Origin of the sequence: Candidatus Endolissoclinum faulkneri L5 (assembly GCF_000510265.1) — a bacterium.
In the GTDB taxonomy this organism is placed as follows: Bacteria; Pseudomonadota; Alphaproteobacteria; order Thalassobaculales; family Thalassobaculaceae; genus Thalassobaculum; species Thalassobaculum faulkneri_A.
Genome location: NZ_CP006745.1, coordinates 521,501 through 535,017, shown reverse-complemented (window position 1 = coordinate 535,017; position 13,517 = coordinate 521,501). Strand labels below are relative to the sequence as shown.

5 protein-coding genes are annotated in these 13,517 nt (G+C 29.0%); 2 read left to right on the top strand and 3 right to left on the bottom strand.

Annotation, left to right across the window (positions count from 1 at the left end):
- Positions 1-27: 27 nt before the first annotated feature.
- Positions 28-348, bottom strand: coding sequence for a thioredoxin (gene trxA / locus P856_RS01585; RefSeq protein WP_025300424.1), 321 nt, complete (start codon positions 346-348; stop codon positions 28-30).
- A gap of 2,098 nt (positions 349-2,446) precedes the next feature.
- Between trxA and P856_RS01580 the strand changes: the two genes are divergently transcribed.
- Positions 2,447-3,526 carry a quinone-dependent dihydroorotate dehydrogenase gene (locus P856_RS01580; protein ID WP_044214847.1) on the top strand — a complete coding sequence of 360 codons (1,080 nt, stop codon included), beginning with the start codon at positions 2,447-2,449 and terminating at the stop codon, positions 3,524-3,526.
- 3,425 nt (positions 3,527-6,951) lie between these two features.
- Here P856_RS01580 and ccmA read toward each other — a convergent pair.
- Together ccmA and rpmB are read right to left on the bottom strand one after the other, a co-directional pair.
- Positions 6,952-7,623 (bottom strand): heme ABC exporter ATP-binding protein CcmA, encoded by a 672-nt coding sequence (gene ccmA, locus P856_RS01575; protein WP_025300422.1) that lies wholly within the window; start codon positions 7,621-7,623, stop codon positions 6,952-6,954.
- 816 nt (positions 7,624-8,439) lie between these two features.
- Complete coding sequence (gene rpmB, locus P856_RS01570; RefSeq protein WP_025300421.1) at positions 8,440-8,739, bottom strand: 50S ribosomal protein L28; 300 nt, start codon at positions 8,737-8,739, stop codon at positions 8,440-8,442.
- A gap of 3,682 nt (positions 8,740-12,421) precedes the next feature.
- Here rpmB and P856_RS01565 point away from each other — a divergent pair.
- Positions 12,422-12,655, top strand: coding sequence for a hypothetical protein (locus P856_RS01565; RefSeq protein WP_025300420.1), 234 nt, complete (start codon positions 12,422-12,424; stop codon positions 12,653-12,655).
- Positions 12,656-13,517 lie beyond the last annotated feature (862 nt).

Here is a 13,517-nt window from a genome sequence, read left to right as displayed (position 1 = left end):
AAAAATTCCCGCAATTGCTTATTACTTTTATATCAATCCTTTAATCCAATCTTTTAACTGGGATTCAGACATTGCACCAACTTTCTTAGCATGGATATTCCCATTCTTAAAAACTATTAAAGTAGGAATACCACGCACGCCATAAGTAACTGGGGTTTTTTGATTATCGTCTATATTTAATTTAACAATCTTCACCTGCTCCTTAAGTTCATCGGAAATTTTTTCCAATGATGGAGCGATTGCTTTGCAAGGAGCACACCACTCAGCCCAAAAATCAACTATCACAGGAATATCAGATTTTAAAACTTCTTCGCAAAACGAAGAGTCAGAAACTATCTTTATAGCCACTTAAGTACCCTTACTTGATTATTTATTAAAATTTATCCAGCTGAATGCTAACACTAATCGTTGGCAATGTCAAGTTGAGCAATTAATACGTTTTAATTAAATCATACTATATTGATGGTATAACATGATTTAATGAACTTCACACTAACGACCAAGTAATAAATTGACTATTAAAAATAAATCATTGCGAAAAAAGAGTGCTTAATGCAAGTTAAATTTATAGATAAATAATTATTTATGAAGAAAAATTTCCGCCTGAGCTAAATTAATAACTGACCCTAGTAATAGAACTTCTCATCGCTATAACGAACAAACTGTCGCCTGTCAATACCACTACAATATTAAGTTAAAACATCAGGTACAATAACTACAGTAATTATATAAAATATAACAGTAATTATATAAAATATAACAGTAATTATATAAAATATAACAGTAATTATATAAAATATAACCTAGTTAAATTAGGAGAGTCAATATTTTAATAATTGAGATTGATTTAGCAATCAATCTCAATTATTAAAATAAATATTGGAAAACAATTTACTGATTTTTGATGAAAGTATAACTAAAACATATTGCTATTAGCAGCTCAAATATACATATATCTTAATTAACTTTTTCTAAAAATTTTTACTTAATTCATAAAACATGACTTAAATAATCCTGAATAGTTCAATATAAGTAAAGGTATTACATTTCCTGCTATCTACAAAGCAATATACTGAAAAATTTTTCTCACCTGCATTTTAAGCAAGGTAGCAAAATTAACCTTATTGCTTGTGCTCGATAATGCTTTTAAACTGAAATAAGCCACATCTTGAAGTCTTTAAACTAACTCAATTATCTAAATCTACTATCCAAATCGTACAACATTAAAATAGACGCTATGACAGACGTAAGCGGAGTTTTTCAGTTAGATTTATCAAACAACAACAATAAACATATTTATGATAGTAAAAGAGTCAAAATAGCAAATAATATACAATATATCTACCGGTATACTGTAAGTTAGCGTTCCAGTCTTTGCTTAATTCATTGAGCGCTAAGAACAAGTTAAATAAATTCAATCGTAGGATTGCTAAATAATATTTGTGATTTATGAACTAGCATACACATTAAGCCACTTAAGCTTAATCGATAAAATTCTTAACTAACGACAATATATTAGCAAATATAGTCCCATCATAGAGTGAAATAAAAAATAATTCCCTTGCTTCTCTGCTATTTTTTACCTAAAACCTACACAGATTCCTTATTCTACAGTAGAATAAAATTAAAAATCATTCATCTAAACTATTTAGTTGTAATAAAATTGATATTTTAAAGCAAATTTATATTACTAATATAGTTCATACCTTTCCATTCGTTAAATTAAAAGATAACAAGCCCAAACCTATGCTTTTTTGATTGAAATCAGTTGACAAATAGATCAAAGTAGAAAATATAGAAACATAAAGCAAATTAGCTTGAGGAAGTGTAGCACTAAAATTTCACTATATATAACGCAATAGCAATAGATCATTAATCATTTTTAAACAGTTCCTGACAAATCAAAGCAACTAAATAATTTAACTAAGTAGTACTATAATCGTTTTAATACCTATGTAATCATTCTAAACTTTGCAATTGTTTTTTTTTGCTCAATTCAATTGATGCCTATAAGCCTCTTAACCTATAATCAAAACTTAAATTAATAATAACTTAAGTAAATTATCTGTTTCAAATATCAATTTAACTACATCGTCGGTAATTATCGCAGACTAACCTTCCTAAAGCTAGTCTACAAGACTTATAGTATAGCAGTATTAGAATAATCAATATATTGCAGTTATATCAATAGAATAAATTGTATCTTACGTGATATACAATAATTACGCTTGACTTTCAATATCCCTGCTAAATCAAATATCTCTTTAATACATCGTAGTTTTAATATACTGGTAGAATAAAAATTGATTAACTGGGAATACAGTTTTGGACAAAAAGAATATAAATATGACGATGATTAAGACTACTATCAGCTCCTATTTTATCCTTAATTAGGGATAATCCGTTATTATTTATAGAAATGTTCCAATAGGTTAATATCATTCATATGAATATGCCTATATTTGATCTTGCAATTCCGTTTCTGAATTATTTTGAACCAGAAATTGCTCATCGTATTACAATATGCGGGCTTTCCTCTGGAATAGCGCCAGTAGACCGCTCTAAAACTTTCCCCAACCTTTCCCAGAACCTGATGGGGATAAATTTTCCACACCCAGTTTGCTTAGCCGCTGGCTTCGATAAAAATGCTGAATGCTGGCATGCACTATTAAAACTAGGTGCGGCAGCTGTTGAGATTGGCACCATTACAGCAAGTCCTCAGCCAGGTAATCCAAGACCCAGGATTTTTCGGCTACGCGAAGATGCAGGAATAATTAACCGCATTGGCTTCAGCAACGAAGGCAGCGAGATTATTCTTCGGCGCTTGTGCCGTAAATCGCGGCACACGGGAATTATAGGAATTAATATTGGAGCTAACAAGAACACTATTAATTTCGTTAATGACTATGATCACTGTGTACGAAAGTTTACACAATTAGCTGATTATATTACGGTTAATGTATCTTCACCAAACACTCCTGGATTGCGTGACCTACAAAAAAAGGAGGCACTTAGTAGATTATTAGATACAGTAATTGAGGCTAGGAGCTCTGCAGAATATAAAAATACTCCGCCTATACTTCTGAAGATTGCACCTGATTTGGGAGAAGGACAGCTTGAAGCAATCATTGATACAGCAGTACGTGCTGGTATAGCAGGACTTATCATCTCCAATACTACTATTACTCGTCCCACATTTTTGCGTTCAAAACTAAGCAATGAACCTGGGGGCCTATCTGGCCGTCCGCTATTCGAACTATCTACCAGAATACTAGCTCAAGCAAAACTAATAGCGGGAAATAGTCTAGTATTGATTGGTGCTGGCGGAGTAGAAAGTGCGGAAACAGCCTATACTAAAATTCGTGCTGGTGCATCTCTCGTGCAGCTTTATTCAGCTCTAGTATATAATGGCGCAGGTTTATTTATGAGAATTAGAAACGAACTTTCTGCACAAATAGCATCAGCAGGTTACCCCACAATCGGATCAATAGTTGGGATTGATTCAGAAAAGCTAGCGCTGAAATAGTTTAGCGCCGCCTATAAATACTAAGACGGGGCAATCAGAGCTACATCACAATTTCTTAGATCATTCTATTTGCCTATCCACAGCACGGCTAAAGTTTTTTAGAAACAAATTATTGTTAAGCAACATTTTTGTCGTTGATTAAGTAAAAGCAACTGTTTTAGATAATGAGCTAAATATAAATGGTATTTAATTTTATTAAAGAACTTGCTAGTAGAATAAATGAACTTCTTTAATTAGATTAAAATTAAACTAGTAATAGCCTCATTCATAGAATCATTTATTTTAAAAGTTAAACAAAATTAAACATATAATCTAAATATAGTTGCATAAAGAAATAAAAATAGATAATGATTATCATATCAATAAAGCAAGCTAGATAGCTAATGTATAAGAATTATCTTTATTTTAAGAATAAATCTTTGCTATAGAGATATAAATAAGGTGTCCTTTTATCAACAATTTTCATTGTAGAAGAAAATAAAAATACGAGCATCGTACGCTGAACTAATTATTTTAGTATATAACTATAGTATGATAATATTGATTGACGTTTATCAGTAAAATTATTTACTGATAAACTGCAGTGAATGCTGTACAATAAATAATATCAGGGATAATATGAGTCATTAGCAACATATCAAGTGAGCTTAATATTAAATTATAATTACTGATAATTATCAATTACTGGTAAAACTTGATGATAAAATAAAAGTCAATTTTACAGCTAGACAATATATTTTAGCTGACTTACCGTAATTTATTTATAACAATAAAAAATTTATATCACTCAATAATGAAATTAAACAATACTGGGATAAATCATCATCTACAGACTGTAGGGGTATAAAATTCTATAAACAAAACTGATCTGGCGTAAGAAGCTATTTTTAGTATATTAGCTAAAAAGGCTTCGTATACTACATTAATAAAAAGTCTAAATTAACATTTGCGCTAATCTTTTAGTATTAAAGTTATAGCCAGTAGCAGTTTGCTAACATCCAATTAAGAAAGTTAGTTTATATTCCAAAAAAGTAACACACTATATTTAACTAATTCATTAGCAAAGTGCAATGTTAGTATCTTTGTTATTATACTGTTAACTTTTCTGCTAAAATTAAAGATAATTAATTCATATCTTGCCGACGAAGGCTGGAGAATCTATTCATGATCAGCAGCTTTAATAAGCTAGCGAATCTAAATTAAGCTTGGTTTAGTTTGTTAAAACTTTTCAATCTAAACACAGTATTAACAGTCAATTAAGTCATTTTCTTTTAAAATATTCAATTATCTGCAGCTATTTTTCTATACCAGCGCAAAGCATTAAAAGTAATTATTAGTTTTGTAGCAAATTTATTAGTAGAGAGAAAGTAATTAGCCTTTATGAATTGCCTATAAGTATAAAGAACGATAAATCATAGACAATTTCTGAGTATTTTTGTTAATTTTCAATGCTTTACTTTACAAGTAAAGCATTGATCTGTTCTACAGATTACAAGATGCAATAAGAGTCGCTCAAACAGATAATACTCTAGAATAAGTCCTGATAAGTAAAAAATTTGATGATTGCCTGAAATTAGGCTTAATGTCAAATTAATATTTTTGATATTAAAGTTGCTTTTGTCAAAAATTGTATTATAAAACCAATAATTTTTTATAAAAGCGATAGTATATAGGCATTGTAGTATAGTATATTTTGTACAAAAAGATCAACTGTTGTGACGAAAGCCATAGAATATTTAAACTACGCCACCAATCGAATGGGGAGATTTTTGACAGGAATTCAAGAAGAATACTCATTATCAATTATTCTAATGCAAAAAGCATAGTTCTAGTAAGAGTTTTTGCATTGAAATATCTCAATCCTAAATTAATAAAAATCCAAGGTTAGCATACAAACTGTGTATGTTCAGGATATGAATGGTTTATACTACTTTATTTAATCTGGTTTATACTACTTTATTTAATCTTATGTGCGAATATAAATTTTTTGCATAAACTATAGATCAGATGACTATAACCTACCGTTATATTTACCGAGTTAGCAAGCGTTTATTTTTCTTAAATAAAAAAAACAACAAGCAAAGTAATTAAAAAAACCACTTTTAGGTTAGGGGGCGGTTATCTATTTTAATAGATAGGTTATCTATTTTAATAGATATAAGAGCTAATCTCAACCCCAGTTAAAACCCAAACAGCAAGCTATTTAGCCACTTTATCCCGACTGCAGCGCGATAAAATTATCAAATAAAACTGTTCAGTATATCTAGTTTAGAATAACTATACGATAAAGCAAAATCTCTAGGTAACTTAAAGTATTTTTCTTACGCAGTCTAAACCTACAAATATTTCGTTTTGTTTTAAGTAACGATGCATTTCAAAAAAAATGAAATTTTCTGTAATTTACAAAGTCATTATTTGAGATTACATAAGTTACATCATAACATTCAATTAATTTACAAAGTTAATTGATCAGGCGTTTAATATATTAGCTGTTCCTTTCCTAAAGAAAGCTATCATTGTCTTTTTATTATTAGCAAAACTCAATAATAGCAATTATAAAATCAATTATCTTTTAGCCTTCCATGTGCCTATTTAAATAATAACAACAAAAATATTATCAGCTAGAAAACACCTTCTTTTATCTAAAAGATAAAGCAATGATATACCTAACATAGGAGCCGAAAACGCTTAAAACTGATATTGTTTAGATTATGAAAATTATAGTAGAAAAATTACAAACTATCATATTATTTAGCTTAAATAATTTAATTTTGTATATAGTAATCTATACTACCGCAGCTTTTATAACTATTTTTATTCAATTACTTATTATCATAAATTAAGTCATTTCAACAAAAAGCACTAAGCATAATTTTGGCAACAGTGCGTTTGGTAAATTACTATAAAAAGAGCCGCATGATGGTTTTAATACATTTATTTTCTAAATAAGTTGTCAGTATCTGACAACAATTTACAAATCGACATTAAATAAAAAAATTTATTGATGACGATCGAGTTTAATCAAACAATCTTAGTGACTAGGTCAGCAATTTTTATTAACTACAATATCGATATATTAACTACAATATCTATAATTAATAGTATTAACGATGTAAAAAACATAAAGTTGTTTTTGCCTATGGCAAAATAATAATTAAAAATAAATTAATTATGTATTGTCTGTAATTATTTACAGCATTAAATCAATTTTTCGATTAAAATTACTACTATAGTTTTAGTTTACTTCAGTTAATTTTTAATCTACTAAAGTAATTTTTTTTAAACTGCGTAAGAAAAAATGCACTTACCGCAGTAATTTATTCCCTAGCAGGCGAAATTATCCTTAGAATCCTTGTCCTTTATGTCTAAATAATCTAAAATTAAACAATTATTGTAATACAATCTTAACTGGTCGTTAATTTGTTTCAAATATCTTCCCATAGCTTTAGAGAACAAGCAAAATCGCTCGGATCAAGCGTTTTATCATCTTGTCCTAAATTTATGGCGCTGTGGGTTGCAAAAATTACCATACCGCCGTCAGATAGGTGTAGGGAAATAGCGTTTTCTAAAGCGTTAGTAGCGGCAGAGTCTAGACCAGTTGTCGGCTCATCTAGCAGCCATAGTGGGCAAAAAGATGCTATCACTCGAGCGAGTGATACGCGATTTCTTTGTCCTTCTGATAGCAACCCCGCAGGTAGACCTGCTAAATGCTCCAGTTCTAACATTTTAAATGCTCTGTCCAGCGACGATTGGGAATATCTTCCAGAGACTGTTAACAAAGTTTTAGCATTTTCACGTGCTGTAAGTGAAAATTTTATGGCATTTTTGTGCCCTAAATAAGCAACTCTGTTGACATGCTTAGAAAGATCTTTTTTGATGGGGATATTTGCCCAATACACATTACCTTTAATTGGCGATAGTAACCCAGCAAATAAGCGCAAAACCGTACTTTTACCGCAACCGTTTGGTCCTACTAAACGTAAGGCCTGACCTGGAAAAATAACCGTAGAAAGCTTGGTAAATATAGGTTTTCCACTACGAAAGACAGAAACTTCTCTTGCTGTTAAACAGCTTGGAGTAGGATGTATTTGAATCATCTTATTTTAAAAAAACCATCAATTATTTATTGATAATAACTTATACTATGATGTAATTTTACATTATTAATTATTTTTATGTTTAAAATGATTATTTATAATCTATACTATATTTAAAGCGCATTAATTTCTATGTAATGGATTTTAATACGCGATAGTAAAGATTAGGTTTAGTTATTAAACATTTTTAATATGGAGACTACTGTGTCTTTATTAAATTGTAAAAATTTGTTTTTACAAAATTAAATTTTTGATATGCTAGAATATTGTTATTAATATGATTCTTATTAAAATTAGGAGATATTTATTATATTTATAATCCTCAATATTCATTAGAAAATAATGAACATATAATTATTAATTACAAGCATTTAAGGAACTTAATCAAAGTAGCTCTTTGAATGCTAACACAAAAATCTAGTATTACAGCTGCAATTCGGATAAAATTTCTATTACAAGGTTTACTCAGCAATACAGCTAATTAAAGCTACTAGAAGTCTGATTAAACTAAAGTAAAATATAACGCAATCGTTACTGTCTACTCAGCGAGTACTTAAATCAACAAAACACACTTACCATACAGTGTTTGCTGATTTACGAAAAATATTTGTAATATGATGATATAATTGATTCGCTTTACTAAAGAAATATATTTCAACTTAAAATAAGCCAATTATTAGGGAAAAGAGCAGAATCGGTAATGACTTTAGGTTTTTTTCATTCGATTGCATAGTTGCTTTATTATTCGTTGAATAACCGCAAAGACACATTTGATAAAATAAACAACATGCGATACGAATAAATTAAATGTATTGTTTAGGAATTTTGGGAATTTTTTCTCTCAGCTAGAAGTATTCTTTTCTTCAGTCGGCGAGCAAATGGTGGTAATTTAGATGATTGTGTAGTTTTTAGGAAAGTATCTAGACCGCCACGATGTTCGACCGTTCGCAATGCGGCTGTAGTTAACTTTATACGAACTGTGTCGCCGAGTACTTCTGAAAGTAAAGATTTTTGCTGGATATTAGGCAAAAAGCGTCGACGAGTCCGATTGTTTGCGTGGCTAACATTATTGCCAGTTAGAACACTTTTACCTGTAAGATTACAGCTACGAGTCATAATTATATCTCCCCAATTATTTTGTTTGTTATATCAAGCGGTGTCTTGTAGAAAAATCACCTCAAAATACGATACAAAGCTGTCTGGAACAAGAGGTTATGCGGATTAAAGATGGTTAATGATTAATTAACGATAATTATCCGATAATTTTTTTATTAATAAAACTTTATTCGATAATTAACTTAATTCGATGATTATAAATTAAATACTTGTGCTTATCGCTAGATGATATTTAAATTAATAATGTATAGCCTTTTAGGTTAGAAAACAAGCTAAACACTTAACTACATCGAGATCGAATAACTTTTCTGATAAATTAAATAACTATATCGATTATGAAATTATATTGTTATTGTTATTACGCTTTTTCTAGCATATGCATCCGCTTAATAAATTATTAATAAGGCCATATACACTAACGAAATATTTTATTTTTGATAATTATTAAATCGTTTCCCGAGTAAATACATTTGTTATCTCTAGTCTATTTGATGAAATAATTTTTTACGCACGACCTTGACTTTTCAAGTATGACAAAAACTTGTAGTTTTTGTTAAACGCAATAATAGTAAGTAAATCTTAGCACAAAAAAATACAGCATTTTTCCAAAAAAAACAGTAATAAAGATAGTTTTTTTTAACTACTAATCTTAATTCAAGGTAACATTTAATTAATCTATTTTGTATGTATTTTACAAAGTTGTTTTTTAAGATAATCACCTACTAATTGGATTGTATCTCTTGGTTTTTTTTATTACAGGATTATGTACACTAATAAAAACAGAGTTTTGTATTAATAAATAAAATCTCATATAATTTTATCACTGTAATTAACTTAAATAAGACTTAATTTATAGATTAAATTATTAAGAATAACCAGTCATGAATATGATAACATTGTATTATATTTACGCAATACTTAAATGAATATTTATTATTATCAACTGATCTGCAATAGAACTGATAGACAATTATCCCCAGCATATTTGAAGATTGTTAATGTTGATTATGATAAAATTTTTTCACATAATAATTCATAAAAGCTTATTCTATCTTACGGTGTATTTTTTCGGTTTATATGTAAGAGTTTATATGTAAGAAAATTTAAACGGATTTAATTTATGAACAATTATTTAACTAGCATCATGCTGATTAAGCCATTGTTGTTGCTCTATTTTTTATTGTTATAAATTTTGGTCAGGGAAGTAAGTGCTAGGTTTTAGGCAAGCATAACTAACTTTAATCAATGAGAATCAATAATAAGGCATAACGAAGAAGAAACAGTGCATTACAAATGACGATTCCAAAAAGTTACGCGATCGTAAGCATAACGGGATCTAAAAAAATTATCGTAATCTCTTTTTTCAGAATACATACCCCCATAATCCTAAGAGAGTATTTCTGAGTATTTTATATGATTTAGAAGATTATAGATACGCAATTTTATAACTTTTGCTAATGCTGGATAATTTTTTTTAATTAAAATGACCGCAATATAAAATAATTTACTAAAAATAAACCTTCGGAAGAAACTATTACTAAGTTAAGTAAAATTCTAAGTTTTCAAATGCAAAACAAGTGTTAAAAATATTTATTTGTCTAAATAGTTCTAATAAAATACTGATAAATTTTTAGGATGCATAAACTACTAATTGCTAGATAGGATACAGTGTTATAATAGGATACAGTGTTATAACAGTGAAAAATTAAATCTCAATGCATTATTATTTCTCAATGCATTATTATTTATTTAAATTAAAATTTCTCTACCGCACTTGAGATGAAATAAGTACTCTACTAGTGACTAAGAGTGAGATTTGCTCTTGATTCAAGCTTAAGATGATAGACCACAAAGAGTTATTAATTAATTTTCGATAATATGCAAATTGCCGCCTTGATAGCTAGGATCTATGATAAGTTGTTTAAGCCTAGATTGTAATAGATTATCTGGATTGTAATAGATTATATTAAGATACTAGAATTTACGAGGATAATAAACAATTCCAGCAGTTTAGAACATTTCGATTCAAGCTCCCCAATTGTTTGTAACAACTAATTACTTTTGTTAATATTAATTTCTTATTGCATCTTAACCCATAGACAAGAAGACCGATTACAATAACCAAATCCGCTCCTCATACTCAACAATTATACCAAGATCTCGTTCAATAGCACTAGGCTATGCCAAGATTACATGATTCTCATAAATCATGTAATCTTCATGCAAACTTGCATGCGATCCTGTACAAGATCGCATGCTTTACTGTAGTTAGAGGAAGCTATTTGACTAGACATAATAGCATTTAACTAATTTATGAAATCTAAATATGTAAGCTTAACTCTAGTATGTAAGCAAATTTTTAAAAAAATATGAAAATTTTTTACTGCGCTTTTAGCTATAGTTAGCCTGTAATATTAAGAAATTATTTACCAGTGCTACAGCTAAATTCTTATGACTTAGAGGACGATACAGACTACTTGATTCGATTTAGTATAATCATAATCGACTACTGTTAGGTGTGAACCATCAAGATCAAACTATGATTGAATTATGAATATCTCAAGAGTCCTCCTGTTAGGGGAAAATCGTTTATTGATGCACAAAAGTTATATCGGCAAGCATTAATTCTTCAGAATACGCGACTTAGTAAATACTAGCTAGTAAACTGGTCAATCAAATAAACTATCAGCAGGGCACAAAATTTTATTTTATTGCGAAGATGCATAACTCAATTAAATTAATTAAGTAACCTAATGCTGTTCTGCAAAAACACCTGGCAGTATTTATAGTAGATCTTAGGATGATTGATAGTGATATTTCAAACTAGTAGAAGACGCTGGCGAAAAGACAGCTAATTAAAGCTAAATCCCTAACGAGATCAGGTAATCGTAGTAAATATATAGTTTTAATCAATAAAATTGATTTTTGTACTTAAGAAATTTTATTCAGCTTTTGTAAAAAATTTATATAATTGAATTGAATATCATTAACAGAATAATGCCAGAATAATGCAAAAGAAAATTAAATCAGTGATTCTGTAATATTATCCATTGTATTAGCAAAAATTAATTTTTGTTGAAAAATGAATGATTACCCTTCAAAGGTACTTAATAAGCTTTCATTGAAGTAAATTATTTTATTAGATAATAATTGTAATTAATTAAAAAATAATTTTGTAATAATGTACAAACAGTATACTTTCTTAAGTTATAGTGTAAGAAGATAATATTTACAGCATCAAGAAATTGATTAGTATAATTGATTAGTATTTGGATGCTAAGCTTAAAAATATGCTTAATTTAATTTAAACATGTTTCTTAGTTTCGCACATTTACTTAACAGATTACATTTGCTTAACTAATGCAGATCTTTATTTCCTAATATTCTGAAAACTAGCACTAGGCTGTTTTTTTATAATATTTGTGCTTGACAACAAAACATTTGTTTGGCTATAGAGTTGCTAGTTTTTTTATTCTTAGTTGTATTTTTCACTAAAATGAAGTTAGTGATTATTGGGAGTTAAACTTTGAGATTTAAGGTCTACGATTTTTTTTAAGCAAGTCTAAAAGTTTATTAAGTAAGTCTAATTTATACTGGATAAACAGAGCTGCAAGAATAGGCGAATGCGCATTTTTGGAGTTAGGCTTTTGTTGGATTAATCTTTTTAAGAGAAATTAGGGCAGTGAAACGTTCAGAAATTTTTGAAGTAATTGAGGATCTTGCTGGAATTGAAAAAGGTACTCTAAAAGGCGATGAAATGTTGTTTGGGTTAGGGCAATGGGATTCTCTGACTGGAGCCGAGTTTAGAGCTGTAGTCGCTGAAAATTGGAATGTACAGCTTAGTGGAGTCGAGCTAGAGAAAGCTATGGACGTACAACATATTATGCTAATGTTAAAGTCGTATCTGGATGATTGATATTACCTAATAATTGTTTATCGGCTTCCTTATTGTGGATCTTTTAGGACATTTGGATTGAGATTAGCTATCTACTGAAATTCAACAACTATCAGAGTGTTTCTATTGTAAATTGGCGACCGAGAGGAAAACAGCAGCACTACGAAATGCTTATTATCAATTTCGCAATTAACTTTAGAAATTAACTTAAACAAAATCTAGCTGTTATATAGCGCGATAGGAAGATTCACTCAGTTTGTTTTTACTTAACTAAATTACCCGAAAGAATTATTTCATATTCAGTAATTTTTTTAGAATTCAGATGCACTTACAAAAATATTATAAATTAGATATTCAGTTCAATAAAAATGTATTGCTTTATATGTTTTAGTTTGCAATAAACAAACCCCTCAGCCTGAGGGGTTTGTTTCAAAATTGAACCAGATGATACTAATTTTTGTTTCATGCGCATCCAAAGTAATACTTCAAATATCCTATCTTTAAGACAAGCCAACTCTTGCACATGCCTGCAGCTATAGAAAAATAATGATTTTGTCTTAATGAACTGCAGCCAAAGCTGCTACTGAGCTGCACTGACGATGAATACAATAAAAGTTTTTTATAATTATGGTAGATAGGCTTATTTTAGGCTGTAAATAAACTTGATTTTTTTTAAGCTATAATAACTATAGCTCCATAAAAAAATTATTAAAACAGCAAGCCTTAAAATAATTTTTACTTTGGTTTTGGTATACAAAACAAGATAAAATTTTTAAGGAAAAAAGTTATATCCTCAAAGCACTATAATTTCCTAATAATTTTAGCTTTTAAAAATATTATTTTAGGCTAGAATCAGGAAAAATAGAAAACTGTATTGATTTGT

Bases quoted from the DNA above. Each gene is read 5' to 3' on its own strand.
- ccmA (WP_025300422.1), bottom strand. From the start codon at position 7,623: ATGATTCAAATACATCCTACTCCAAGCTGTTTAACAGCAAGAGAAGTT.
- rpmB (WP_025300421.1), bottom strand. From the start codon at position 8,739: ATGACTCGTAGCTGTAATCTTACAGGTAAAAGTGTTCTAACTGGCAAT.
- P856_RS01580 (WP_044214847.1), top strand. From the start codon at position 2,447: ATGAATATGCCTATATTTGATCTTGCAATTCCGTTTCTGAATTATTTT.